Source organism: Geothrix rubra, from assembly GCF_030268065.1.
Taxonomy (GTDB): domain Bacteria; phylum Acidobacteriota; class Holophagae; order Holophagales; family Holophagaceae; genus Geothrix; species Geothrix rubra.
In genome coordinates this window covers 408,708-434,837 of record NZ_BSDD01000002.1, presented here as the reverse complement: position 1 = coordinate 434,837, position 26,130 = coordinate 408,708, and the positions used below count along the sequence as shown (strand labels likewise).

Annotated in this window: 20 protein-coding genes; 13 read left to right on the top strand and 7 right to left on the bottom strand. The window is 72.2% G+C overall.

What is annotated here, in order from left to right; translation table 11 throughout:
* Positions 1-122: 122 nt before the first annotated feature.
* Both QSJ33_RS06705 and QSJ33_RS06700 read left to right on the top strand, forming a co-directional pair.
* Positions 123-1,163: a hypothetical protein gene (locus QSJ33_RS06705; RefSeq protein ID WP_285723815.1), complete on the top strand. Its 1,041-nt coding sequence runs from the start codon at positions 123-125 to the stop codon at positions 1,161-1,163.
* Between the two features lie 27 nt (positions 1,164-1,190).
* On the top strand, positions 1,191-2,102 hold the full coding sequence (locus tag QSJ33_RS06700; protein WP_285723813.1) for a prohibitin family protein: 912 nt from the start codon (positions 1,191-1,193) through the stop codon (positions 2,100-2,102).
* Between the two features lies 1 nt (position 2,103).
* Here QSJ33_RS06700 and QSJ33_RS06695 read toward each other — a convergent pair whose 3' ends face one another.
* The gene (locus QSJ33_RS06695) at positions 2,104-3,276 is read right to left on the bottom strand and encodes a S1C family serine protease (protein ID WP_285723812.1); all 1,173 of its coding nucleotides are present in this window, start codon (positions 3,274-3,276) and stop codon (positions 2,104-2,106) included.
* Between the two features lie 100 nt (positions 3,277-3,376).
* Here QSJ33_RS06695 and QSJ33_RS06690 point away from each other — a divergent pair, with 100 nt between their 5' ends.
* The 4 genes from QSJ33_RS06690 (at position 3,377) to QSJ33_RS06675 (ending at position 10,845) form a co-directional block, all read left to right on the top strand.
* Positions 3,377-4,885, top strand: coding sequence for a tetratricopeptide repeat protein (locus tag QSJ33_RS06690; RefSeq protein ID WP_285723810.1), 1,509 nt, complete (start codon positions 3,377-3,379; stop codon positions 4,883-4,885).
* Positions 4,886-4,898: 13 nt separating this feature from the next.
* Positions 4,899-6,416: a tetratricopeptide repeat protein gene (locus QSJ33_RS06685; RefSeq protein ID WP_285723808.1), complete on the top strand. Its 1,518-nt coding sequence runs from the start codon at positions 4,899-4,901 to the stop codon at positions 6,414-6,416.
* Between the two features lie 62 nt (positions 6,417-6,478).
* Entirely contained in the window at positions 6,479-9,910 is a 3,432-nt protein-coding gene (locus QSJ33_RS06680; RefSeq protein WP_285723806.1) for a methylmalonyl-CoA mutase family protein, read from the top strand.
* A 101-nt stretch (positions 9,911-10,011) separates the two neighbouring features.
* Complete coding sequence (locus QSJ33_RS06675) at positions 10,012-10,845, top strand: transglycosylase SLT domain-containing protein (RefSeq protein ID WP_285723804.1); 834 nt, start codon at positions 10,012-10,014, stop codon at positions 10,843-10,845.
* 4 nt (positions 10,846-10,849) lie between these two features.
* Here the strand turns inward: QSJ33_RS06675 and QSJ33_RS06670 are convergent, their stop codons facing one another.
* Entirely contained in the window at positions 10,850-11,215 is a 366-nt protein-coding gene (locus QSJ33_RS06670) for an Hpt domain-containing protein (RefSeq protein ID WP_285723803.1), read from the bottom strand.
* Between the two features lie 86 nt (positions 11,216-11,301).
* Here QSJ33_RS06670 and QSJ33_RS06665 point away from each other — a divergent pair, with 86 nt between their 5' ends.
* Positions 11,302-11,775, top strand: a complete 474-nt coding sequence (locus tag QSJ33_RS06665; protein WP_285723800.1) for a hypothetical protein — start codon at positions 11,302-11,304, stop codon at positions 11,773-11,775.
* Between the two features lie 196 nt (positions 11,776-11,971).
* Here the strand turns inward: QSJ33_RS06665 and QSJ33_RS06660 are convergent, their stop codons facing one another.
* From QSJ33_RS06660 to QSJ33_RS06650, 3 genes are all read right to left on the bottom strand, one after another.
* Positions 11,972-12,346, bottom strand: coding sequence for a RidA family protein (locus tag QSJ33_RS06660; protein WP_285723798.1), 375 nt, complete (start codon positions 12,344-12,346; stop codon positions 11,972-11,974).
* Between the two features lie 194 nt (positions 12,347-12,540).
* Positions 12,541-13,509 carry an SWIM zinc finger family protein gene (locus tag QSJ33_RS06655; protein WP_285723796.1) on the bottom strand — a complete coding sequence of 323 codons (969 nt, stop codon included), beginning with the start codon at positions 13,507-13,509 and terminating at the stop codon, positions 12,541-12,543.
* Entirely contained in the window at positions 13,506-16,631 is a 3,126-nt protein-coding gene (locus QSJ33_RS06650; protein ID WP_285723794.1) for a DEAD/DEAH box helicase, read from the bottom strand. Before QSJ33_RS06650 ends, QSJ33_RS06655 begins: the two co-directional genes overlap by 4 nt.
* Positions 16,632-16,684: 53 nt before the next feature.
* Here QSJ33_RS06650 and rpiB point away from each other — a divergent pair, with 53 nt between their 5' ends.
* The 5 genes from rpiB (at position 16,685) to gcvPB (ending at position 23,624) form a co-directional block, all read left to right on the top strand.
* A complete protein-coding gene (gene rpiB / locus QSJ33_RS06645) occupies positions 16,685-17,116 on the top strand; it encodes a ribose 5-phosphate isomerase B (protein WP_285723792.1) in 432 nt (143 codons plus the stop codon).
* Positions 17,116-17,832: a ribonuclease PH gene (rph, locus tag QSJ33_RS06640; RefSeq protein ID WP_285723790.1), complete on the top strand. Its 717-nt coding sequence runs from the start codon at positions 17,116-17,118 to the stop codon at positions 17,830-17,832. The genes rpiB and rph overlap by 1 nt, the downstream gene beginning before the upstream one ends.
* Positions 17,829-20,585: a patatin-like phospholipase family protein gene (locus QSJ33_RS06635; RefSeq protein WP_285723788.1), complete on the top strand. Its 2,757-nt coding sequence runs from the start codon at positions 17,829-17,831 to the stop codon at positions 20,583-20,585. Before rph ends, QSJ33_RS06635 begins: the two co-directional genes overlap by 4 nt.
* A gap of 140 nt (positions 20,586-20,725) precedes the next feature.
* Positions 20,726-22,081, top strand: coding sequence for an aminomethyl-transferring glycine dehydrogenase subunit GcvPA (gene gcvPA, locus QSJ33_RS06630; protein WP_285723786.1), 1,356 nt, complete (start codon positions 20,726-20,728; stop codon positions 22,079-22,081).
* Between the two features lie 10 nt (positions 22,082-22,091).
* Positions 22,092-23,624 (top strand): aminomethyl-transferring glycine dehydrogenase subunit GcvPB, encoded by a 1,533-nt coding sequence (gcvPB, locus tag QSJ33_RS06625; RefSeq protein WP_285723784.1) that lies wholly within the window; start codon positions 22,092-22,094, stop codon positions 23,622-23,624.
* 141 nt (positions 23,625-23,765) lie between these two features.
* Here gcvPB and QSJ33_RS06620 read toward each other — a convergent pair whose 3' ends face one another.
* Complete coding sequence (locus tag QSJ33_RS06620; RefSeq protein ID WP_285723782.1) at positions 23,766-24,638, bottom strand: CPBP family intramembrane glutamic endopeptidase; 873 nt, start codon at positions 24,636-24,638, stop codon at positions 23,766-23,768.
* 113 nt (positions 24,639-24,751) lie between these two features.
* The gene (locus tag QSJ33_RS06615; protein WP_285723780.1) at positions 24,752-25,192 is read right to left on the bottom strand and encodes an Lrp/AsnC family transcriptional regulator; all 441 of its coding nucleotides are present in this window, start codon (positions 25,190-25,192) and stop codon (positions 24,752-24,754) included.
* 117 nt (positions 25,193-25,309) lie between these two features.
* On the opposite strand from QSJ33_RS06615, the gene QSJ33_RS06610 reads away from it, so the two are divergent.
* Positions 25,310-26,083 (top strand): nuclear transport factor 2 family protein, encoded by a 774-nt coding sequence (locus QSJ33_RS06610; RefSeq protein ID WP_285723779.1) that lies wholly within the window; start codon positions 25,310-25,312, stop codon positions 26,081-26,083.
* Positions 26,084-26,130: the final 47 nt, after the last annotated feature.

The window sequence follows — 26,130 nt, the reverse complement described above, 5'->3', positions numbered from 1 at the left end:
TCCCCCCCATTCCAGACGAGGTGCGCGTGAACAAGGCGTGAATTCGGCAGTCTTAACAACAATTAACATCTGCACCCGCCTGCAGGGGCAGGTCAGACTGGAGGGCCATCCAGGACCCGACCATGCCGTTCCGCTCCGCCCTCGTCTCCGCCTTCCTCGCCGCGGCGCTGCTGGCGCAGGCCCCGCCCAAGGCTGCGGACCCCGTCCCGCCGGCGCAGATCACGCTGACCACGCCCTTCCCCGTGCACCTGGGCAGCGTGGGGCCGAAGGAGGTGCGCGAGGCCGTCTATGGCATCAAGAGCCTCGCCGACCATCCCTTCCACCTCAGGGTGCTGGATCTCTCCCTGGGGCTGGAGCTCGACGGCGCCCAGTTCAAGGAGGCCCTCCAGCCCGGCGAGGTGCGGATGGTCCACGTCCGCGTGAACCCCGACGGGATGCTGGGCTACATCCGGGGCGCCGTGCGGCTCGGCACGGATGATCCCGCCCAGCCCTTCTACATCCTCCGCTACGACATGTTCGTGCGCCCCGAGGTGGCCGTGGACGCGGAACGCCGGAGCCTCGGGGAGGTGGCGCCCTGGGAGAGTCCCACGGCGCTGTTCCGGTTCACGCGCGAGGGCGGCGAGCCCGTCCGGGTGGAGCTGGCCTCCGTCCTGCCACCCTACCTGCAGGCGGAGGTGGTTCCGCACGGAACGGTGGCGGAGCTGCGGGTCACCCTCCGGCCTTCCCTGCTCAAGCCCGGGATGCTGGCGGGACTGGAGGTGCTCCAGGTGACCACCAACGCCCCCCGGCAGCCGTCGTTCACCCTCTACCTGGACTGGCGGCTGGCCCTGCCGGTGATGCCCTCGCCCTCGCGCCTGGTGTACGACGATCCCAAGACGACCCTGCTCGCCGTGGAGCTGAGGGCCCGGGACGGGAAGCCCTTCCGCCTCCAGTCCGCGGAGATCGAGGGGAAGGGCTACGAGCTGGTGGATCGTCCCGGGCCGACCGCCGAACGGCAGACGCTCCGGGTCCGGCGGCTGGGGACCACCTCGGCGCTGCTGGTGCTGCGCTTCCCGGGTTCGGACGAGCCGCTGAGGATCCCCCTCGACTACCTGGACCCGAAGGCCAAGGGTCCGGCGCCCCAATCTCCGGTTCCGGAACCGGAGCACCACCCCCATCATTGAGGCCCCGTCCTCGCCTGGAGGTTCCCCGTGGTCCTGATCGCCCTGTTGCTGCTCGTGGCCGGATCCCTGGCCTGGCGCCTGAAGACCCGGGTGGGGTTCCCCCTCTCCGCCCGCCTGAACGCCCTCCAGTGGGCGGGCTGGGTGCTGGGCCTCGTCGTCTTCCTGGCCTCCATGGCCGTGGTGGTGCCTCCGGGCATGGCGGGCGTGGTGGTGCTCTTCGGCAAGGTGAACCCGGAGCCCCTGCCCTCGGGCCTGCACTTCATCAACCCCTTCTCCCAGGTGGTGGAGATGGAGGTCCGCACCCGGAACTACACCATGTCCAGCACCTCTGACGAGGGCCAGCGCCGGGGCGACGACTCCATCGCGGTCATCAGTTCCGACGGGCTGACGGTGCGGCTGGACGCCACCATCTTCTACTCGCTCCAGCAGGCGCGGGTGCCCGAGATCTACCGGACCATCGGCCCGGACGTGGAGGAGCGCATCATCCGCAGCGAGATCCGCGCCAGCCTCCGGGATGCGGCCGCCGGGCTCACCGCCACGGACCTCTACACCACCAAGCGCCAGGCCTTCGTGGAGCAGGTGACCAAGACGCTCCGGAACGCCTTCGAGGCCCGGGGCATCACCCTGGAGCAGATGCTGCTCAGGAACGTGATCCTGCCCGACCAGATCACGAAATCCATCAACGACAAGATCAGCGCGGACCAGGATGCCCAGAAGATGGCCTTCGTCCTGCAGAAGGAGAAGCAGGAGGCCGAGCGCAAGCGCATCGAGGCCGAGGGCCAGGCCCGCGCCCAGCAGATCGTGAGCCAGTCCCTGACCCCCCAGATCATCGAGTACCAGCGCATCCAGGCCCTGCGGGAGATCGGGGCCAAGGGCAACCTGATCATCACGCCCATGGGCGGGGCCACCCCGCTCATCCAGGTCCCGGCGCGGAAGTAGGCTAGATCCGGGTCGGCAGAGCCCTCCGGGCCTTCAGGTCCAGCTTCAGCTGGATCACCTTGCCATCCCTCAGCACGTCGAGCACGACCTCGTCCTTGGGGGGCTCCACCTCCAGCATGGCCATGAGCTGGCCCTCGTTCTCCACGGCCCGCCCCTGGTAGCCGAGGATCACGTCCCCCAGGCCCTTGATCTCGCCCTTGGCGTCCAGGACCAGGCCGCGCATGCCGGCCCGGGCCGCGGGGGTGTCGGGATCCACCTGGCCCACCACCAGCCCGCGGGTGATCCCGAAGAGCTGCTGGGCGCGGTAGGCGTCCAGGGCCACGAAGCCCATCCGCGGGGGCTCCAGGGTCCCCTTGGCGATGAGCCGGGGCACCACCCGGTTCAGGGTGTCCACGGGGATGGCGAAGCCCACGCCCACCGAGCCCTCCCCCTTGGTGGCGACGATGGCGGTGGTCATGCCGATGAGGCGGCCCGCGCTGTCCAGCAGGGGCCCCCCGGAGTTCCCGGGGTTCACGGCCGCGTCCGTCTGGATGGCGTCCAGGATGCGGGTCTGGTAGTCGGTGGTGATCTCGCGGCCCAGGGCGGAGATGATGCCCTTGGTGAGGGTGTGGTCCAGGCCGAAGGGGTTGCCGATGGCGGTGACGTTCTGGCCCACCTCCAGGTCGTGGCTGCTGCCCACCCGGATGGGCTTCATGGCCTCCAGGGGGGCGAACACCTGGAGCACGGCCACGTCGTAGGCGAAGCTCCGCCCGATGAGCTTCCCCTTGTAGGTCTTCCCGTCGGTGAGGGTGACCTGGAGCTCGGGGGCCTCGCCGATGCGGCGCCCCTGCTCCTCCACGGTGATGACGTGGAGGTTCGTCACCACGTGCCCGTAGTCGTCCCAGACGAAGCCCGTCCCGGCCCCCGTGGGCAGGTTGGTGATGTCGAGGGTGCGGAGGTTCTGGAAGGGGGCGATGGCGGAGACGTAGACCACGCTGCCCCGGGCCTCCTTGAAGCGCCGGATCGTGTTCCGCTCCTCGGCGCTCAGGGGGCCCCGCTGGGCGACGGTGCGGGGGGCGGAGAAGGCCCGGAACCGCTCGATGACGGCATCCTCCGACGGCGGCGCGGCCCTCTTCGGGCCCTGGGCGGCCAGGGCCAGGGACGTCAGCAGGAGGGCGAGGCTCGGGCGGATCATGGGCGCTCCATCCTCTGAAGTATGAGGTTTCCCCTGCAGGATCCCGCCCCATGAAGTACGTTGGGGGGATTCCACCACCGTCTCCTCCCGATGGGTGCCCATGGCCGCCGGCAAGCCCCTGACGCCGCAACGCCGCCCAGGACCCCTGGCCTGGGCGCTGATCCTGGCCTCGGCCCTGGCCCTCGGGGGCTGGATCCTCCACCGCCACGGGTGGGGACAGCCCCTGAACGTGGTGCTGGTGCAGGGGCCAGCCGGTGCCGGGGACGGCCTGGATCCCGAGAGCCGCAGGGCCCTCACGGACCTCGTGCACTACGACCTGGAGGCCCTGGGCGCGGTGGCGGTGACCCGTGTGGCGGACCCGCCTCCGGCCGCGGCCTGGGGCCGGTTGCCCCGTCGCACGCTGGTCCTGGAGCTGCGCCCCCGGCGCCGGGGCACGGACCTGGCCCTGGATGTCCGCCTGGCCCGGTCCCAGGGCCTGGCCGCCCGGGGGGAAGCGGCCTGGGAGGTCCACCCCGCGCCCTTCGCGCCCCCCTTCGAGGCGTTCCAGGACCTCCACCGGGATCTGCCGCTTCCCGAGGGGCGGAGCCTGCCGGAGACGCTCCTGCCCCGCCGGGGCGACCTCTTCTGGCGCCTGGTGGAAGCGCAGGGCTGGCACCGGCGGAACGACCGCCTGGAGGCTGCCCTGGCCGGGGTCGAGGCGGTGCTCGGCGCCGAGCCCCGGTGTGCCCTGGCCTGGATGCTGAGCGGAGACCTCCTCTACCGTCGGCTGCTCATCGACCCCCTGGGCGTGCCCCGGGGCCAGGCCGAAGCCGAACAGCGGTTCCGGCGGGCCCTGGAGCTGGCGCCGGGCCATCCGCAGACGGCCTACCTCCTGGCCCAGCTCAAGGTGGATGCGGGGGACCAGGGCGAGGCCCTCCAGGTCCTCCAGGAGGCCCTGCGGTCGAATCCCCGGGCCCTCACGCTCTACACGGGTCTGGCCTATGCGGCCCGGACCGCCGGCCTGCTGGACCTCGCCCGGCTGGCCCTGGCCCGTCGGGACCAGCTCGCCGTCCCGGGGCTCTGGAGCGCCAGCGCGGAGAACACCTACCTCTACCTGGGGGACCGCTCCCGCTTCGAGGCGACCCTGGTCGAGGCGCCCGGGGACTCCCGGAACACGGTGGTGCGGTTCTACCGTGGGTACCTGGCCCTGGCGGATGGCGACCGGGGGGCCGCGCGGGAGGCCTTCGCCCAGGCCCAGGTCTGGCCCGGCGGCTTCGCCCAGTTCGGCCAGCTGGCAGCGGTCTACGAGGCCCTGGCGGCCGGGGATGGGGAGGGGGCCCGGCGGCGCCTCCGGGCGCTGGAGGAGGCGCGCACGGGCCTGCGGGTTCCCGACGGCGAGTTCACCTTCAAGATGGCCGAGGCCCTGGCCTACCTGGGGGAGCGCAGCAGCGCCCTGGACCTGGCGGAGCGCGCCTTCAGCCAGGGGTTCGGCTGTGCCCGCTGGTACCGCCAGAGCCCGTACCTGGCCCGTCTCCGGGACCTTCCCCGATGGCAGGCGCTGGTGCAGCACCTGGAGGAACGGCAGCGGCTGCTGGAGGCCACCTTCACGCCCTCGGCCTTCGGCCTGTAGACTCGGGGTTTCCATGGAAGCACGCGCCCGGAAGCCCCGCCAAGCCGCCCTCATGCTGGGCCTGGCCTTCGGCCTGATCCTGGCCGTCGGCTCCAGCCTGGCCTGGATGCTCGCCCGGGCCGGCGCCCGGGGGCCCGTCCACATCCTGCTGGTCACCCCCGCCCAGGGATCCGCCTCGGGGCTGGACCCCGCGGAATGCCGGGCCATCGGGGCCCTGGCCCAGGACCGGCTCGAGTGCTACGGGGGAATGGCCGTCACAAGCGTCACCGAGCTGCCCACGGATCTCGGCCCCGTGCGCACCCGGCCCCACACCCGCGTGCTGGTGCTGGAACCGCGGCGGCAGGGGAATGACCTCGTCCTCGCCCTCCGGGAGGCCGCGGGCGAGCGGATGCAGGCCGGGGAAGCCACCCGCTGGATCCGGCATCCGGCCCGGCCGCTCCCGCCGGTCCAGGCCTTCGCGGCCTTCGACCGGGCGGTGGGGCTGGTCCGCCAGGATGTGCCGGGCTACCTCACGCCCCGGGATCCCGGCCGGTTCTGGAACCTCATCCGCGCCACGGCCCTCCGCCTGCAGAACGACCACATGGCCGAGGCCGCGGCCCTGGCCCGGACGGTCGTGGAGGCCGAACCGGACTGCGGCACGGGCTGGGTGCTGCTGGGGAACATCCAGTACCGCAGGCTCCTCAACCATCCCGCCGCCTTCCGGCAGGAGCAGGCGGAGGCGGAGACGCTCCTCAAGCGGGCGCTCACCCTGGTCCCGGGCCACCCGCGCGCCACCCTCCTCCTCTCGCTCATGGAGTCGGACAACGGGAACCAGCGGGATGCCCTGAACCTCCTCATCCAGGCCCGCCGCTACCAGCCGAACAACCCCCTGCTGCTCACGGGCCTGGCCTATGCGGCCCGCGGCGCGGGCCTGCTTCCCCTGGCCCGCCGGGCCATGGACCTGCGGGACAGCCTGGCCTTCTCGGAGTACCTACCCCAGGCCGTGGACATCACCTGCCTCTACACGGGCGAGATCCCGCGGTTCGAAGCCAGCCTGCAGGACCGGCCGGGGCACCTGCGGAACACCACGGGCGTGCTCGCCTTCTACCGGGGCTACCTGGCCCTGGTGCAGGGGGACCGGGCCAAGGCCCACGCGGAGTTCACGGCCGCGCGCCAGGCGCCCCACGGCTACCCCAACATCCTCAGCCTCAGCGAGGTCTTCGACCTGATCCTGGACGGGCGCAAGGACGAGGCCTGGAAGGCGCTGCGGGCCTTCGACCAGGAGCGCCTGGGCATGCGGGAGCCCGACGGGGAATTCACCATCCGGCTGGCGGAGGCCTACGCCCTCCTCGGCGACCGGGCCAGCGCCATGGAGATGGCGACCCGCGCCTTCGCCCGGGGCTTCGGCTGCACCGCCTGGTACGAGCGCAGCCCGCTGCTGGCCCCGCTCCGAGGCCTGCCGCGGTGGAAGGCCCTCATGCAGCACCTGCGGGAGCGCCAGAGCCTGATGGAGGAGGCCTTCCCGGCGAGCCTGGTGGAGAATCCGGCCTGAAGAACCGCGCGGTTCAGCCGGACCCGGCGGCCCGGTAGACTGGAGGTTCGCCCGGGGGTTCCATGCCGACCATCGCAGCGCCCGCCCAACCGTCCGTCGCCGGGGTCGCCCCGGAGGAGGGCTACGTGCCGCGGCACAAGGTCCGCTTCGTGACGGCCGCCAGCCTCTTCGACGGCCATGACGCGAGCATCAACATCATGCGCCGCATCCTGCAGGCCACCGGGTGCGAGGTGATCCACCTGGGCCACAACCGGGCCGTCCAGGACATCGTGGACACGGCCATCCAGGAGGACGCCCAGGGCATCGCCGTCTCCAGCTACCAGGGCGGCCACGTGGAGTACTTCAAGTACATGGTGGACCTGCTCCGGGAGCGCGGGGCCGGGCACATCCAGATCTTCGGCGGCGGCGGCGGCGTCATCGTGCCCGCGGAGATCCGCGAGCTGGAGGCCTACGGCGTGGCCCGCATCTACAGTCCCGAGGACGGCCGGCACCTGGGCCTCCAGGGCATGATCGACGACGTGGTGCGCCGCTGCGATTTCGACCCCCGCGGGCAGGCCGCCCCGAACCGGCTGGCCCGCCGCATCACCGAGATCGAGCTCGGCTCCGCGAATGGGTTCACCGTCCCCGCGGACCGGCGCATTCCCGTCCTGGGCATCACGGGCACCGGCGGCGCCGGCAAGTCCTCGCTGATCGACGAGCTGCTGCGGCGCTTCCTGGTGGACTTCCCGGACAAGCGCGTGGCCGTGCTCAGCGTGGATCCCACCAAGCGCAAGACCGGCGGGGCCCTCCTGGGCGACCGCATCCGCATGAACGCCCTCTACCATCCGGAGCTGGCCCCCCGCGTCTTCATGCGCAGCCTGGCCACCCGCAGCGCGGCCCACCGGGCCACCAGCGAGGCCCTGGTGGCCAGCATCGCCGCCGCCAAGGCCGAGGGCTACGATCTGGTGATCGTGGAGACCGCGGGCATCGGGCAGAGCGACAGCGAGATCGCCGACCTGGTGGACCTGTCCATGTACGTGATGACCCCGGAATACGGCGCCGCCAGCCAGCTCGAGAAGATCGACATGCTGGACTTCGCCGACCTCGTGGTGCTGAACAAGGCCGACAAGCGCGGGGCCGAGGACGCCCTCCGCGATGTGCGGAAGCAGTACCAGCGGGCCCACAAGCGCTTCGACCAGGCCCCCGAGGAGATGCCCGTCTACGCCACCTGCGCCAGCCAGTTCAACGACCCCGCCACCAACTGGCTGTTCGTGAACCTGGTGAAGGCCCTGGCCGCCAAGACCGGCCTGGCCTGGGAACCCAGGCTGGAGGCGGAGCCCGGCGGACCCCGCCGCGCCGCCATCATCCCCCCCGAGAAGGTGCGCTACCTGGCGGAGATCGCCGACACCGTGCAGGGGTACAAGGCCTGGGCCCGCCGCCAGGCGGAGACCGCGGAGCTGGCCCACGCCCTGTGGACGAGCCTGGTCAGCCTCGGCGACCACGTGCCGCCCGCGGGAGCCTTCTATGGCGCCGCCCACCTCACGGAGGCCATGGACGGCGACCAGGGCCCGGCGATCCTCCTCCTCCGCCAGCGGTACCAGGAGCACCTGGGCGAGCTGCACGGCGAGAGCCGCCGCCTCATCCACGACTGGGCCGAGCTGAAGCGCAGCTACACCGAGCCCGAGAACGTCTATGTGGTCCGCGGCCGGGAGATCCGGACGGCGAACTACACCCAGTCCCTCAGCGGGTCGATGGTGCCCAAGGTGGCCCTGCCGCCCTACGCCGGCTGGGGCGACCTCCTGCGCTGGCAGCTGCTGGAGAACCTGCCGGGGCGCTTCCCCTACACGGCCGGCGTCTTCGAGTACAAGCGCGTGGGCGAGGATCCCACCCGCATGTTCGCCGGGGAGGGCACGCCGGAGCGCACCAACAAGCGCTTCCACTACGTGAGCAAGGGCCAGCCCGCCGTGCGCCTCAGCACGGCCTTCGACAGCGTCACGCTCTACGGCGAGGATCCCCACGTCCGCCCCGACATCTACGGGAAGATCGGCAACAGCGGCGTCTCCATCTGCACCGTGGACGACGCCAAGAAGCTCTACTCCGGCTTCGACCTCCTCTGCCCCACCACCAGCGTGAGCATGACCATCAACGGGCCCGCGCCCACCATGCTGGCCTTCTTCCTCAACGCCGCCATCGACCAGCGGGCCGAGGCCTGGCTGAAGGAGCACGGCCAGCTCGAGGCGGCCCAGGCGAAGATCGACGCGAGGTACGCCGCAAAGGGGATGGCCCGCCCGCGCTACGCCGGCACCCTGCCCGAAGGCAACGACGGCCTGGGGCTCGCCCTCCTGGGTGCCACCGCCGACGAGGTGCTGCCGGCGGACGTCTACGCGAAGCTGAGGGCCGAGGCCCTGCAGTCCGTGCGTGGAACGGTGCAGGCCGACATCCTCAAGGAGGACCAGGCCCAGAACACCTGCATCTTCAGCGCGGAATTCAGCCTGAAGGTGATGGGCGACATCCAGCAGACCTTCATCGAGGAGAAGGTCCGCAACTTCTACTCCGTGAGCATCAGCGGCTACCACATCGCCGAGGCCGGCGCGAACCCCATCACCCAGCTGGCGTTCACCCTGGCCAACGGCTTCACCTTCGTCGAGTACTACCTGTCCCGCGGGATGCACATCGACGACTTCGCGCCGAATCTATCCTTCTTCTTCAGCAACGGCCTGGATCCCGAGTACAGCGTCATCGGCCGCGTGGCCCGCCGCATCTGGTCCGTGGCCATGAAGGAGAAGTACGGCGCCAACGACCGCAGCCAGAAGCTGAAGTACCACATCCAGACCTCGGGGCGTTCCCTGCACGCCCAGGAGATCGACTTCAACGACATCCGCACCACGCTGCAGGCGCTCTACGCCATCTACGACAACTGCAACAGCCTGCACACCAACGCCTACGACGAGGCCATCACCACGCCCACCGAGGAGAGCGTGCGCCGGGCCATCGCCATCCAGCTCATCATCAACCGTGAGCTGGGCCAGGCGAAGAACGAGAACCCCCTGCAGGGCGCCTTCCTCATCGAGCAGCTCACGGAACTGGTGGAGGAGGCGGTTCTTGCCGAGTTCCGCCGCCTCTCCGACCGCGGCGGGGTGCTGGGCGCCATGGAGACGATGTACCAGCGGGGCAAGATCCAGGAAGAGTCCATGCACTACGAGCACCTCAAGCACAGCGGGGAGCTCCCCATCGTGGGCGTGAACACCTTCCTGAACCCGGCCCCGGCGGAGATGGGGGCCATCGAGCTCATCCGGAGCACCGAAGCCGAGAAGCAGCAGCAGATCGACAACCTCGCCGCCTTCCACGCCCGCAATGCGGATCGGGCCCCTGCCGTCCTGGCCCGCCTCAAGGAGGTGGCCCGCGCCGGCGGCAACCTCTTCGAGGAATTGCTGGAGGCGGCCAAGGTCTGCAGCCTGGGCCAGATCAGCAGCGCCCTCTACGAGGTGGGCGGGCAGTATCGCCGGAACATGTAACCACCCCGCAGGGAGGCTTTGCCACGCGTCCGGCGGGATCCGGCAAGGAGCCAGGCCCACTCCGCGGTCCGATTCTTGCCAGGGCGTATCATGGAAGGACCATGAAGCGTCGCGGCCTGTTCGTCCCCCTCGCCGCCCTGACCCTTGCGGCCGGGGGGCCGAGGCCCATGAAGCCGGGCTCCACGTACCTCTACACCTACTACGACCGCCAGGGCCGGCTGGTCATCAACAACCTGCCCCCCGACTACATGCGGGGACAGGGGCTGGTGCTCAAGCACGTGGGCGTGGGACGGGTGCGGCTGGCGGTGACGCCGGCGGAGATGGCCAAGGCCCTGAAGAGCCCCGAGCTCATCGCCCTGGTGGACCAGATCGCCCAGTCGGAGGGCGTGGACATCTACCTGGCCCGGGCCATCATCCAGGCCGAAAGCGCCTTCAACTACAAGGCCCGCTCCCGCGCCGGAGCTCTGGGGCTCATGCAGCTCATGCCCACCACCGCCGAGCGCTTCGGGGTGCTGGATCCCTTCGACCCCCGACAGAACATCCTGGGGGGCGTGAAGTATCTCAAGTGGCTCCACGACTACTACCAGGGCGACCTCACCAAGGTGGTGGCGGCCTACAACGCGGGCGAGGGTGCCGTGAACCGGCACAACGGGATCCCCCCCTACCGGGAGACCCGGGCCTACGTGCCCAAGGTGCTGGACCTCTACCGGCGCAGGGCCGTGCAGCCCGATCCCAGGCTGGCGGGCAGCATGGCCCTCCTGCAGAAGGGCCGGGGCGGCTTCAAGGTGGACGAGCAGAAGGAGGTCCCCGAGTCCGTGGTCCAGCGGGCCTCCACGCGCATCTACCAGTGGGTGGACGCCCACGGGCGGCTGCAGATCAGCGACCAGCCGCCCCCCAAGGGCACGCCCGGCGTGAAGACCTTCGGGGATCCCTGAGCCGCTACTTCCCCTCGCGGCGGACGAAGCCGTCCAGGGCCTCCAGCGCCGCCCGGAAGGCGGCCTCCAGGGCCTCGGCCGTGCCTTCGGGGGCCTCGGCAGAACCGCTCCGGCCCAGGACCTCCAGGTCCGCGGCCAGGGAGCGCAGGGCCCGGGCGCCGATGGCGCCGGAGCCCCCCTTCAGCGCGTGGGCGGACCGGGAGAGGGCCTCGGCATCCCGGGCCTCCAGGGCCTGCAGGATGTCCCGCAGGCGGCGCGGGGTGTCGTCCCGGAAGATGGCGGTCATCTCGGCCACCAGCCCGAAGCCGCCATCGTCCAGATCCACCAGGTTCTGGAGGGTGGTCAGGTCCAGCTGGTCGGATGGGGACATCGGGCGCTCCGGAAACCATGCTGCAACAGGAAGGGGGATCCGTCCAACGGGGAGCGGGCCGGGGCCTTCCTTGGTACGCTGGAACCATGTCCGACCCGGCTGCCATGACCCCCGCGGAGCGGGCCCTCTCCCTGCTCTTCCGCAAGCTCCACCCCCACCTGGAGGATGCGGCCCACGCCCTGGCGCGGGACGCCTCCCGGGCGGACCTGGAGCGGCTCCACCTGAAGCTCATCGCGGCGCGCCTGAAGGCGGTGGAGGTCCTGGAGGCGGATTCGGCGGCCCTGCCGGAGGAGGATCCCCTGGGGGAGGTCCTGGACACCCTCGCGGCCAACCTCACCCCCGTGGGCGAGAGCTACCGGCAGGCCCTCATCCTCACCCAGCTCTGCCTGGAGGAGGGCCCCGCCGACCTGCTGCCCCATGCGCCCGAGGGCTGCGTGGCCGGATCCAGCTGGGGCCCCCGCATGGCCGCCTTCCTCGGCCGCCTCGAGGACCCGGCCTTCCAGGCCCGGCGACGGTGGGAGGCCATCGACGAGGAGATCGGCGAGACCGAGGAGGGCTGAGGCCGGACCTCAGACCTCGGCGATGAGCTCGATCTCAACCTTGGCGCCACGGGGGAGGGCGGCGACCGGGGGACCCGCTCCGCGAGCCGGAGGCGAGTGGGAGCACAGGGCGGGGCCCTGTGCGATCGCGGGCGGCCAGGTCCGCGTGCGTCGAGGCGGAGCCGAGCGCCCCGCGGACCAGGGAGCCTTCCGGACCTCAGACCTCGGCGATGAGCTCGATCTCGACCTTGGCGCCACGGGGGAGGGCGGCGACCTGCACGGTGCTCCGCGCGGGCTTGGCGCCGCCCAGGACCTTCTCGTACACGGCGTTGAAGGCGGCGAAGTCCGCCAGGTCGGTCAGGAACACGGTGGTCTTCACCACCCGGTCCCAGCCCGTGTTGGCGGCGGCCAGCACGGCCGAGAGGTTCTTCAGGACCTGCTCGGTCTGGGGTTCGATGGGGCCGGTCACCATCTCCATGGTCTCGGGCACGAGCGGGATCTGGCCCGCGGTGAAGAGGTGTCCGCCGGAGATCTGGCCCTGGCTGTAGGGGCCGATGGCGGCGGGGGCGTTCGGGGTCGAGATCGTACGCATGGGAACTCCTGGAATCGACAACTGCCAACTGCCAACTGCCCACTGCCCACTGCCCACTGCCAACTGCCCACTGCCCACTGCCAACTGCCCACTGCCCACTGCCCACTGCCAACTGCCCACTGCCAACTGCCCACTGCCAACTGCCCACTGCCAACTGCCCACTGCCAACTGCCCACTGCCAACTGCCCACTCGCCTATTGTCCGCCCTTCTTGCCCCAGCGCTTCTTCTTGTGCCGCCAGGCGCGGCTGGGGCGGGCGACGGGCTGGAGGGGGGCATCGAAGGGCGAGGCCTGGCTTTCGGCGTCGCCCTCGTCCTCCTCCAGGCGCCCTGGTCCATCCTCGATCTGCTGGTGCACCCACTGGGCCGTGCGGTGCATGAGGGCCGCCAGGCAGAGGCTGGCCTCGATGCGGGCGTGGGGCAGGGGGCCCAGCTGGGTGAAGACGGAGGGATCCGGCGGGATGGCCCGCGGGATGGCGATCTCGGGGAGGGGCTGGGGCAGGGTGTCGTAGGCCTCCTCCGGGAGGGCCGACCAGGGCTGGGGCGCCTCCTGCTCCCGCCGCAGCAGGTCCCCCACGCTCAGCTTCTTCTTCGGAGGGCGGCCGCGCTTCTTCGGGGCGGCCACGGCCGCGGCATCCAGGGCGGCCTGGAGGGCCTGCAGCACCTCGTCGCGGGACTTGCCGCGGAGGTCGAAGAGCAGCCAGGGATCCCGGTCCAGGGCCTCGGCCATCACGTAGCAGACGGCGGCCACGTGCTTGCAGGGGTTGGCCCAGTCGGGGCAGTCGCAGTGGGTCTGCAGTTCCTTGGGCACCCGGGGGTAGAGGCTGGCGCCGGCCTCGCGGAAGGTCTCGTCCAGCCCCTGGGGCATCTCGCCGGCCAGCAGGGAGGCCACGAAGCGGCTCTCCTGCGCGATGCGGGCCAGGGCCTTCTCCCACTGGCCGGCCGTGAGGGCGGGAAGGCCCAGGGTCACGTTGTAGGTCTTGCGGCCGTGGACCCGGGCCTGGATCTCGCCGGGCTGCACGCCGAAGTGGGAGACATGGCCCTCCTCCGCGTACTTCTTGCCCCGGGGCAGGCGGTTCTCGTAGTCGTCGCCCAGCTGCTCGAGGCCCTTGATCCAGAGGCGGCCCCACCAGGTGGCGCCGAAGCGGTCGGCGGTGGTGATCACGGCGCCACCTCCTTCGCCCGCCGGCGGGCCCGGGCCGGTGCCTCGGCCTCGCCGGCCTCGTCGGCATCCATGAGCTCGGCGTCCGGATCCAGGGCCACCAGGCGGCGCAGGGCGTCGTCATCCAGCTCCGTGAGCCAGCCCTCGCCCGTGCCCACCACGCGATCCGCCAGGTCGCGCTTGCTTTCCAGCAGGGCGTCGATCTTCTCCTCCAGGGTGCCGATGGTGACCAGCTTGTGGACCTGGACGTTCTTCGTCTGGCCGATGCGGTACGTGCGGTCCGTGGCCTGGTCCTCCACGGCGGGGTTCCACCAGCGGTCGAAGTGGAACACGTGGGTGGCGGCGGTGAGGTTCAGGCCCACGCCCCCGGCCTTGAGGCTGAGGAGCAGCACCGGCGGGGAGTCCGGATCCTCCTGGAAGGCCCGCACCAGCTCGTCGCGGCCCTCGCGGGTGGTGCCGCCATGGAGGAAGGGGGGCTCGAAGCCGAGCGCATCCTGCAGGTGGACCTGCAGGCGGTCGCCCATTTCCCGGAACTGGGTGAACACCAGGGCCCGCTCCCCGGCCTCCAGCACCTCCTCCAGCATCTCCGTGAGGCGGTCCAGCTTGCCGCTGCGGCCGCGGTAGGGCCCCTGCTGCTTGAGGAACTGGCTCGGGTGGTTGCAGATCTGCTTGAGGTGGGTGAGCAGGGCCAGGATGCGGCCCCGGCGCTCGATGCCCGTGGCGGCGGCCAGCTCCTCGTCCATCTTCTCCACGCGGTACTGGTAGAGCTCCGCCTGCTCGCGGCTCAGCGTGGTGAAGACCTTCATCTCCTGCTTCTCCGGCAGGTCCTGGATGATGGCCTTGTCGCTCTTCAGGCGGCGCAGGATGAAGGGGCCGATGCGCTGGCGCAGCTCCTGGGCCGCATCGGGGTCCCGGTACTTCTCGATGGGCGTGGCGAAGCGCTCCTTGAAGGCCGACTCGCTGCCGAGGTAGCCCGGCAGGGCCGCGGCGAGGATGGACCACAGCTCCGTGAGGCGGTTCTCGATGGGCGTGCCCGTGAGGGCCAGGCGGAAGCCGCCCTTCAGCCGCCGGACGGCCTTGGCCTGGGCGGCCCCGGCGTTCTTGATGGCCTGGGCCTCGTCCACCACCACCATGCCCCAGGTGCGGGCGGCGAAGGTCTCCTCCTCGCGCCGCACCACGCCGTAGGTGGTGAGCACCAGGGTGTGGGGCCTGAAGTGGGTGGGCAGGCGGTCGCGGTTGTTGCCGTGGTGCACGAAGACGGGGAGGCTGGGCGCGAACTTGGCCAGCTCCCGCTCCCAGTTGCCCAGCAGGGAGGTGGGGCACACCAGGAGCGTGGCGGGGCCGTGCTGGGGGCTCTGCTCCTGGCGGTGCAGCAGCAGGGCGAGCACCTGGATGGTCTTGCCGAGGCCCATGTCGTCGGCCAGGATGCCGCCCAGGCCCAGGCGGGAGAGGCCCTCCAGCCAGGCCAGGCCCCGGAGCTGGTAGGGGCGCAGCTGCCCCTTGAAGGTGGCGGGCTGGGTGATGGGCTTGTCGGGGAGGACCTTCAGGTCCGCCAGGGCGGCGCCGAAATCGCCGGCCACCTCCACCTCGATGGCCTCGGAGACCCCGGGGATGCGGGCCGTGCCCGTGAGGGCGGCGGCCAGGGCCTCGCCCTTGGTCATGCTCTCGAACCCCGCGCCACGGCTGGCCTGGATGACGCTGGCGATCTGCTTGAGGGTCTCCGGGTCCAGGGCCACCCACTTGCCCTTCCAGGCCACCAGCGGGTGCTTGAGGCTCGCCATCTGGGCGAAGTCCTCCACGCTCAGGGCGTCGTCGCCGAGCATGAGGGACCAGTCCGCGCTCACGTTGCCGTCCAGGCCCGCCTGCACCGTGGGCGCGCCCTCCTCCACCGAGCGGGCGCCCAGGCGCACCTTGGCGCGCAGCCGGCGGGCCCCGCCCAGCTCCGTGAGGGCCTCGGGGATGTGGACGAGGAAGCCCGCCTCCTTCAACTGGCCGGCGCCCTTCGTGAGGAAGCTCCAGGCCTCGGTGGGGCGGAGCAGCAGGTCCTCCGGCTTCTGGCCGGAAAGGGCGCGCTCCAGGGGTGGGAAGAAGGGCACGGCGCGGGCCAGGCCCCGCAGGAGGGCCTGGCGGGCCTGCAGCACCTCGGGCTCGGTGGAGGGCTCCCAGAGCCGGGCCACGCCGATCTCCGTGCCGCCTTCCGTCTCCAGCCCCACGCGGAGGATCCAGCCCTCCTCGGCGAGGCGGTCGGCCTCCTGCACGCTCTGGTCCCGGCCCGTGGGCACGGGCGGCGCCTCCAGGCGCAGGCCGGGGCGCACCCACTGGGGCCGGGCCCCCTCGCTCCACTGCTCCAGCTGCTCGCCCAGGGTGCGCTCGGTGACGCCGGTGGTGGGGAATTCGGGCAGCTGGTGGGACAGCGCCACCATGAGCCGCTCGTCCCACGGGAGGCGGTCCCGCTTGTGGCCACGGAGGCGGTGGATGAGCCCCAGGCGGGGATCATCCCCGGCCCGCAGGCCGCCGGCCACGAAGCGCATGATGAAGTCGGCGCCGTCCTCCAGGAAGGACCCCAGCACGGCCTCGGCGGAGGGCGGGAGGGCCAGGTCGTCCTCGATGTCGAAGGCGTCCAGTTCGCCGAGGGGCACGGTCTTGGTGAAGGCCCAGGTGTCGTTCTCGGGAAAGGCCCGGGCCGCGGGGGGCATGGCCAGGGTCATCTGGGCCAGGGCCGCGCGGTCGGCGGGACTGGTGAGGCTCACGCCCCAGCGGGCGCGCCAGGGGTTCGGCCGGGTGTCGAGCTGGGGCAGCAGGGCGCCCCGGACCACCAGGGACTGGAGGAGCCGCAGGGCCATGGCCCAGTACTGGAGGGAGGCCCCCGCGTGGCCGGGCTTCAGGGCCAGGGAGGACAGCCAGGGGTAGGCGCGCTGCCAGCGCAGGGGCACGGCGTGCATCTCCACCTGGGCGCCGTCGGCGAGGTAGATCTGCGCCTTGGCCGGGGTGAGCCGCTCGCGGCCCTGGAGGTCGCCGGGCAGGCTCCGGAGGGCGCGGGCCCACTCGGCGGGCCCCACCGCCTCGGGGAGGCAGAGGAGGAAGCCCCGATCGAGGGGGCGGTACTGGAGGAAGGGGGTCAGCATGTAGGCTGGATAATGGGGGCGGGCGCCGGTCCGGCCCCGTCGGGAGGTGTTCCGTGAGACTCGGGTTTGCCAGCGATCATGCGGGGTTCGATCTGAAGGAGCGGCTGAAGGCCTGGGCGCGGGAGCAGGGACACGAGGTGGTGGATTTCGGCACGGACGGAACGGCCTCGGTGGACTACCCGGATTACGCGCACCGGGCGGCGCAGGGCATGGATCAGTGGGAGCGTCTGGTGCTGGTCTGCGGATCCGGCATCGGCATGAGCATCACGGCCAACCGCCATCCCGGCATCCGCTGCGCACTGGTCACTTCCCCCGAGCACGCGGCACTGGCCCGGCAGCACAACGACGCGAACGCCATCGCTTTCGGCCAGCGGCTGACGGATCCGCTCAAGGCGGAATACTACCTGAAATTGTTCCTGGATACACCCTTCGAAGGGGGACGCCACCAGGGGCGGGTGGAGAAGATCGAAGGCGGGTGCTGCTGATGCGGGGAAACTCCGAGCTCCGGCCCCTGTCCATGGAGATCGGCGTGCAGCTCCACGCCGACGGCTCCTGCCTCGTGAAACTGGGCCGCACCCACGTCCTCTGCGCCGCCAGCCTGGAGGAGCGGGTGCCGGGCTGGATGAAGGGGCGGGGCACCGGCTGGCTCACGGCGGAGTACGGCATGCTCCCCGCGGCCACCCACACCCGCACCGACCGGGAGGCCGCCAAGGGCAGGCAGCAGGGCCGCACCGTGGAGATCCAGCGGCTCATCGGCCGCAGCCTCCGGCAGGCCGTGGACCTCTCGGCCCTGGGGGAGCGCACCCTCACCATGGACTGCGACGTGCTCAATGCGGATGGGGGCACCCGCTGCGCCGCCATCACCGGCGCCTGGGTGGCGGCGGCCCTGGCCCTGCGGAGCCGCGGGCTGGAGGCGGCCCTGGTCCGCCAGGTGGCCGCCGTGAGCGCCGGCATCGTGGAGACCGGCGAGGGTCGCCGCGGCCCCGTGGCGGACCTGGAGTACGAGGAGGATCACCTCGCGGCCGTGGACTGCAACCTCGTGGTGGCCCGGCCCCTGGCGGGGGGCGAGGCGGCCCTGGTGGAATTCCAGGGCACGGGCGAGGGCCGGCCCTTCAGCCGTGCCGAGGCAGAGGCCCTGATGGACCTGGGCCTGGCGGGCTGCGAGCGTCTCATGGCCGCCCAGCGGGAGGCCCTGGGATGAGGCGCGGAGCGCTGCTGCTGGGCCTTCCGGCCCTGCTGGCGGCCCAGGCGACCGCGCCCCCTGACGCGCCGGTCGCGGCGCCGGCCACGCGGCGCTTCGAGGTGAAGGTGCTCCCGCCCGACATGCTGTTCCGCTTCGCGCCGCGGGTGGAGGTCCCCGGCCTGCCGAAGGTGGCCCTGGTGCTCAGCGGGGGCGGGGCCCGGGGGCTGGCGGAGATCGGCGTCATCCAGCGCCTGGAGGAAGTGGGCTACCCCCTGGGCAGCGTCACGGGCACCAGCGCCGGGGCCCTGGTGGGGGCCCTCTATGCCAGCGGCTTCTCCGGCCACGAGATCGAGGACCTGTTCGGCCGGCTGGACCTGGGGCGCACCGCCCTCGATCCCCTGGTGCGCAATCCCGGCGAGACCCTGGAGGAGCAGGAGGACCACAGCGACACCTTCCTCACCGCCGAGGTCGACCGGGGGCGGCTCCGCTTCGCCCAGAGCCTGCGTTCCGGGACCGAGCTCCAGCGGGTGCTCCAGGGCCTCCTGGTGCGGGCCACCTTCTTCGCCGACGGCGATTTCGACCGCCTTCGGCTCCCCCTGCGGGTGCTGGCCACCAACCTGGAGACCGGGCAGGGACGGGTCTTCGGCCACGGGGATCTCGCGGAGGCGGTGCGGGCCTCCATGGCCATCCCCGGCGCCCTCAAGCCGGTGGTCATCGGCGGCCAGCAGTACGTGGACGGGGCCCTGGTGGAGAACCTGCCGGTGGGCGTGGCGAAGGAGGCCTTCCACCCGGACCTGGTGCTGGCGGTGGATGTCAGCTCCCCCCTGGAGCGCCGGCCCTCCAGCAACTTCTTCTCCGTGGCCGCCCGCAGCCTCGACCTGGTGGTGGAGCGCCGCCAATGGGAGAGCCGGGCCCAGGCGGACCTGCTCATCCGCCTCGACGACCGGAAGGTGCCCTTCCTCGACTACTCGGGGCTCCTGCCGACCCTGGTCCAGCAGGGACGCAACGGCTTCGATGCGGTGCAGGCCAGCTTCCACGAGCGGCTGCGGAAGGCCATGGGGGGATCGGCGCTGCTGCCGACCCAGGCCGTGGCGTACGTCTGCGCCGAGCCGGTGCCGGACGAGGTCCGGGCCCTGCAGGCCCGCTTCCTGCCGGAAGGGCGCCCCCTCCGGGAGCAGGATGTCCTGGCCTTCCTCCAGCAGGTGCTGGTCCACGGGCTGGCCCGCGAGGCCTGGGCCGGGCTGGAGGCCGGCCCCGGAGGCCCCCGCCTGGCGGTCCACCTCCAGCTCTATCCCGCCGTGACGACGGTGGAGATCCAGGCTCCCGCGGCCTGGCGGTCCCGGATCGAACGGGGGCTGTCGGCGCACCTGCCCCCGGGCGAGCGCTTCAACCCGACGGCCTTCGGCCGCTTCCTCAGCGAGCTGGTGTACGGCCTGGTGATGGACGACGCGCCCCTGGTGGACGTGCGGGGCTCGAGCTTCGATCCGGCCACGGGCTGCCTCCGGGTGGTGGCGCGGGAGCCCCGGGTGACCGCCGTGGAGGTGCGTCCCTCGGAGGGGCGGCCGGTGGATGCGGCGCCCCTCCGGCGCCTGCTGGCGCCCCTCGAGGGGGCCCCCTGGCGCACGGACACCCTCCAGAAGCGGATGGCCCTGGCGGAGCACCGGGCGCACCTGGAGCGGTTGCGGAGCCAGCTCGTGCCCGTGGACGCCAGCCTGGAGGCCGCGAAGCTGGAGGTCACCCCGGTGCCGCTGCCCAGGCACCGGCTGGACCTCTCCGTGGGCTACGAGTCCAACCTGGGGGGCCAGGTGGGGCTGGTGTACCGGGGCCTGGACCTGGGGTTCCAGGGCACGGAGACGGAGCTCCGCGGCGCGAAGAACCGCCTCCAGGAGCAGGGTGGGCTGGCCCTGCGCTGGCCCTTCGGCTTCGCCCCGGGGGCGGGGCTGGAGCTGCGGGCCGGGGCCTGGCGCCAGCGCCTGGAGAATCCCCTCCCGTGGAACACCCCGGAGCTGCAGACCGGCCAGCCGGATTCCCGGATGACGGCGGCGGACCTGGAGCTGCTGGGCTACGTCCGCTTCAGCAACCTCGGTACCGGCAAGGCCACCCTGGACCTCTCCCGGCGGCACGCCGACTACCTCGGCGCCGGACTCACCCGCAGCCGGGAGGAGGAGGCAGCCTCCCTCAGCGCCGAGTGGGACAACGACGACCACCACACCCTGCCTCGGGAGGGCCTGCTGCTCCGGGCCCGGTACGGCCTGGGAGAGGCCCGGCCCTCCTTCGATGCCGGCGGCTCCTTCCGGCAGGCCTACTTCCGGGCGCGGGGCCTGCATGCCTTCAGCGAGCACCTGGGAGCGGACCTGGACCTGGAGTGGGGCTACGGCCATCGCCTGCCCCTGGACCGCTGGTGGGCCCTGGGCGGACCCGCCTTCGTGCTGGGGAGCGATTCGCTGAGCTTCCTGGCCCCCAACTTCGCCGCGGCCCGGGCCGGCCTGCCCGTGCGCTTCGACGCGGGCCTGGGCCTCACCCTGGAGGTGGAGCCCCGGTTCGACTTCGCCCAGGTGGCCCCGGAGGCCGCCGGGCTCTGGCGGGGCGGGACCCGGATCCAGGCCCACGGCGCCGGGATCCTCCTGCGGACCACCCTGGTGAACCTCTACTACCTGGAGCTGTCCTACGGCTTCCTGCGCCTGGACGGCCCGGGCTTCCACCAGCCCGCCACGGGCCACTTCAACCTCCTCATCGGCACCCAGCCCTTCGACCTCTGGCGTCGGCGCTGACAGGGGGGTGGAACCCCCGTGAAATCCCCCGGACGGAGCGGATCTGTGACCCGCACCACAGACCGGTCCGGACCGCCCGGAGGCCCCCGCCTGATACCCTTGGGGGCTGGAATTCCCTCCGCTCCTTGACCGAGGCCGCCATGCGCTACCTGCCCTCTTCCCCTGCCGAAGACCGCGCCCTCCTGGACACCATCGGCGTCAAGCACGCCGAGGATCTCCTCGTGGGCATCCCCGAGCCGCTGCGGCTGAAACGCCCGCTGGACCTGCCCCCCCAGGGCTCGGAGCAGGAGGTGGCCTGGGAGATGATGCGCATGGCCAACCGGAACACGCGCTTCTGCGCCCAGTTCCTCGGGGCCGGCGCCTACGACCACTTCGTGCCCGCCGCCATCGACGCCATGGTGTCCCGCCAGGAGTGGTTCACGGCCTACACGCCCTACCAGCCCGAGATCAGCCAGGGCACCCTGCAGCACATCTTCGAGTACCAGACCCTCATCTGCGACCTGACGGGCCTGGAGGTCACCAACGCCAGCCTCTACGACGGCGGCACGGCCTGCGTGGAGGCGGCCCTCATGGCCGTCCGCGTGCAGAAGAAGCGCAACACCGTCCTGGTGAGCCGGGGCATCCATCCCTTCTACCGCCGCGTGCTGGAGACCAACTTCGCCCCCCACGACGACCTGAAGGTGGTGGAGGTGGCCCTCAAGGACGGCGTCACCGACGTGGCGGACCTGCAGGCCAAGCTCGGCCCCGACGTGGCGGCCGTGCTGGTGGGCTACCCCAACTTCCTGGGCGCCGTGGAGGACCTCACAGCCCTGGCCGGCCCCATCCACGCCGCGGGTGCCCTGCTGGTGAGCGTCACCCAGGAGGCCCTGGCCTTCGGGTGGCTGGAGGCCCCCGGCAAGGCCGGCGCCGACATGGCCTGCGGCGAGGCCATGTCCTTCGGCAACAAGCCCAACTTCGGCGGCCCCTTCCTCGGCTTCCTGGCGGTGAAGGACGCCCACAAGCGGGAGATCCCCGGCCGCGTGGTGGGGCAGACGAAGGACCTGGACGGCAGGACCGGCTACGTGCTGACCCTGACCGCCCGCGAGCAGCACATCCGCCGCGACAAGGCCACCAGCAACATCTGCTCGAACCAGGGCCTCGTGGCCCTGCGGGCGAACATCTTCCTGCAGCTGGCCGGCCCCGAAGGGCTCAAGGGCCTGGCCGCCCAGAACGCCGCCAAGGCCCAGTACCTCCGCAGCCGCCTGCTGGAGCTGCCGGACATGCAGCCGGTGGCCGAGGTCCCCTACTTCAACGAGTTCATCCTGCGCTACACCGGCGACATGGCCGCCCTGCAGGAGGCCTGCCTCAAGGAGAGCCTGCTGCCGGGGCTCGACCTGGGCCGCTTCTACCCGGAGTACCAGGGCTGCATCCTCTGGTGCGCCACCGAGCTCCACACCCGCCCGATGATCGAGAGCCTCGTCGAGGTCCTCGCCCGCGTCCCCAGTGTCGTGGCCTAGGGAGTCCAACATGTTCCTCCGCCAGCGCGAATCCCTCTCCTTCGACCGCTCCGTCCCCGGCAAGCGGGGCATGGACCTGCCCCGGCTCGACGTCCCCGAGGCCAAGGACACCCGCCCCGCCCACCTCAAGCGCAGCGGCTTCGACGCCCTGCCCGAGCTGAGCGAGGTGGAGGTCATCCGCCACTTCACCCGCCTCTCCAAGTGGAACTACGGCGTGGACGACGGCATCTACCCCCTCGGCTCCTGCACCATGAAGCACAACCCCCGCCTCAACGAGAAGGTGGCGGGCCAGCCCGGCTTCACGGACACGCATCCCATGGCCCCCGACGCCCTCGTCCAGGGCAACCTGGAGCTGCTCTTCACGCTGCAGGCATGGCTGAAGGAGATCACGGGCCTGCCCGGCGTCACCCTGCAGCCCAGCGCCGGTGCCGCGGGCGAGCTCACCGGCGTCATGCTCATCCGCGCCTACCACGTGTCGAAGGGCGCCAAGCGCCGCGTCATCCTCATCCCCGACAGCGGCCACGGCACGAACCCCGCCACCGCCGCCATGGCGGGCTACGAGGTGGTGGAGCTGCCCTCCCGCCCCGACGGCACCATCAGCTTCGAGGACGTGACCGACCCCGTGACGGGCAAGGTCCGCAAGGGCCTGGAGACCCTCGTGCGGGAGCTCGGCACCGAGATCGCCGGCGCCATGATCACCAACCCCAACACCGTGGGCGTCTTCGAGTACCGCTTCAAGGAGATCAGCGACCTGCTGCACAGCGTGGACGCCCTGGTCTACATGGACGGCGCGAACATGAACGCCCTCGTGGGCGTGGCGCGGCCCGGCGACTTCGGCGTGGACGTCATGCACCTGAACCTTCACAAGACCATGTCCACGCCCCACGGCGGCGGCGGCCCCGGCGCGGGCCCGGTGTGCTGCGGCGAGAAGCTCCTGCCCTTCCTCCCCGTGCCCGTGGTCGTGCGCGACACGGTGAAGGTGGGCGAGGGCGAGGTGCCGAAGCACACCTACCGCTGGGACTGGGACCGGCCCCAGAGCATCGGCAAGGTGCACACCTTCTTCGGCAACTTCGGGATCCTGGTGCGGGCCATGACCTACTGCCTGAGCCACGGCAGCGACGGCCTGCGCGAGGCCACCCTGCGCGCCATCGTGAACGCCAACTACATCCGCGCCCGGCTGAAGGGCGCCTACGCCCTGCACATCGACTCCCCCAGCCTGCACGAGGTGGTCTTCAGCGACACGCTCCAGGCCAAGCACGATGTCCACACCCTGGACATCGCCAAGCGGCTCATCGACCACGGCTACCACCCGCCCACGATCTACTTCCCCCTGATCGTGCCCGGCGCGCTGATGATCGAGCCCACGGAGAGCGAGGACAAGGGCGAGCTGGATGCCTTCTGCGACACCCTGCTCGCCATCGCGAAGGAGGTCGAGGAGAACCCCGACGCCCTCCACCAGGCGCCGACCCTCGCCCCCCTGCGCCGCATGGACGAGACCACCGCCGCCCGCAAGCCCGTGCTGCGGTGGGTGAAGCCGGCCTAGCCCGCGAGCTCCTGCGGCAGGAGGCCCAGGGCCGCTTCCGGGTGGGGGCGATCCCGACCCTCCGGAAGCGGGCCCTGCCGGGCGCGCGTCTCGGAGTCCGGCCTGCCGCCGTGGCTGGATTCCACCGGGCAGGGCCCGGGATCAGATCCCGGCAGGGAGGTCCGAGGGGGCCAGCTGAAGGGCCCGGGCCCGGGGCCGTCGGGCCAGGAAGAGGCAGGCCCCCAGGGCGAGGGCGGCGCAGGTGAGGGTGGTCTCCAGGCCGAAGGTGCCGCCGCTGATCCAGACGGGGCGATCCCTCAGCACCGGATGGAGCAGGCTCGGGAGGCGATGGTCCCCGCTCACGGCGAAGCCGAGCAGGGGGCCTTGCACGAGGTTCCAGGCCCAGTGCAGCCCCAGGGGGAGGGACAGGTCCCCGGCGCGCCGGCGGGCTGCGCCCAGGAGCAGGGAGGCGCAGGCGATGTTCACGGACCCCCAGACCCGGATGGTCCCGTCCATGCCGGGATTGCTCCAGTGGGCCAGGGCGAAGAGGAGGGCCACCAGTCCCTGGGCCGGCCAGAACCCCAGGAGGGCCACGAGGCGCTGGAAGGGGTAGCCCCGGAAGAGCAGCTCCTCGTTGAGGGCGGCGGTGAAGAGCAGGATGGCGGTCCCGAGGAGCAGGGGCGGGGCGGCATGCAGGCCCCCGTCCCAGTGGAAGCCGCCCAGGGCCCGGTTCGCCAGGGCACTGAGGGCCACAATGCCGCCTCCGAGCCCCGCCCCGGCCAGCAGGCCCTTCCCCCACCGGCGATCCAGGCGCAGCCCCAGGTCCGCCAGGGGCCTGCGTTCCACCAGGAGGCAGAGGACGGAGGGGACCAGCACGGACAGGACCCGGAGGTCCATGGCCCTCACCTGGCTCATGGGATGGGTGTGGATGTATCCCCCGGTGAGGCGGGCGAGGCCGAGGAAGCAGGCCAGGAAGAGCAGGAGGCCCCACAGGGGTCGCAGGTGCCCGGACCGGTCGAAGAGGAAGCGGCGCATGGGGGTCTCCAGGGTGCGTCCGCGGGGGGACGTCCGGGGAGCTACGGCGTTTACCTCGGGCGGTTGGGCTGGCAGAAGGCCGGGATTCCGGCAGGACGCCGGAGGGGCGGGCCTCAGCGCCGGTCGAAGCGGGGGGCCAGCACCAGCAGGGTGCGGGTGGCGGCGATGCCGGGCAGCTTCGCCACCTCATCGCGGAGGCGGTTGAGGTCCTCCACCCGGTCCGCCTCCAGCTGCAGCACCAGGTCGATGTCGCCGCTGACGGAATCGGCCACCCGCACCTCGGGGAAGGCCTCCAGGGCCCGGACCGCCCGCTCATGGCTGGGTCCGCTGCCCTGCACCAGGAGGTACGCCCGCACCCCGGCGGGGCACTCCCGGTCCAGGCGAAGGGTGTAGCCCCGGATGACGCCCTCCCGCTCCAGGCGCTTGATCCGCGCCTGCACGGCCGAGCGCGAGAGGCCCACCCGCGCCGCCAGGGCCACCTGGGTGAGGCGGGCGTCCGCGCAGAGTTCGGCGATCAGGCGCCGGTCCAGGTCGTCCAGCTCGGGCTTGGGCATCCCCGCATGATGGCAGTGTGCCGGCCGGTCGGCACCTCACCGACTGGACTTCGGGACGACCGCCGCGCCTGGCCACCGGCCGGTTGCCGGGCCCGCGATCCGCGTCATCCTGGTGCCATGCTGCCCCTCCCCCCGCCCCCCGCCCTCCCGGCTCCTGCCCGGGCGGAGGAGGTCGCCGCCGCGGAGCGGGCCTTCGCGGCGGACGCGGCCCGGCGGGGCACGCCGGCCGCCTTCGTGTCGGCCTTCGCGGAGGACGGGCTGGTGTTCACGCCCCGGGCCGAGAACGCCCGCGCCCGGTACGGGGCGAAGCCGGAGGACGGAAGCCGGCTCGCCTGGGCACCCGCCTTCGTGGAGGTGGCCGCCAGCGGCGACTTCGCGATCAGCACCGGACCCTGGTCGTGGCGGGCGAAGGGTGCGACGGCGCCCTCCGCCGCCGGCCATTTCCTCAGCCTCTGGGTGCGGCGCGGGGGCCGCTGGCAGGTGCAGCTGGACCTGGGGGTGTCCCATCCGGCCCAGGCCGAGGCGCCCCTGGTCCTCCGCACCCATGGCCCCGGCGCGCCGGGACCGGGGCCCGAGGCCGCCTGGCGGACCTTCGATGCCGCCGCCGCGGGGGACCTCAGGGCCGCCCTGGAGGGCGCGGGCGCCGCGGACCTCCGCCTCTACCGGGAAGGGCGGCCCGTGAGCCCCGGCAACCTGGCGGCGGGGGCGGCGGCCGAAGGTGGCCCCGCGGCCTGGGAGCCGCAGGGCCGGATGGTCGCCGCCAGCCGCGACCTGGCCGTGCGGTGGGGCGTGCGCACCCGCGGGCCGGCGAGGGCCACGGGCCTGCAGGTGTGGCGGCGCGACGGCGGGGCCTGGCGCCTGGCCATGGACGTGGCGCTGCCCTGGCCCTGAGGGTCGTCGCGAGGGCCGGGACCTTGCCCGGGCGGATGGCCGGGACC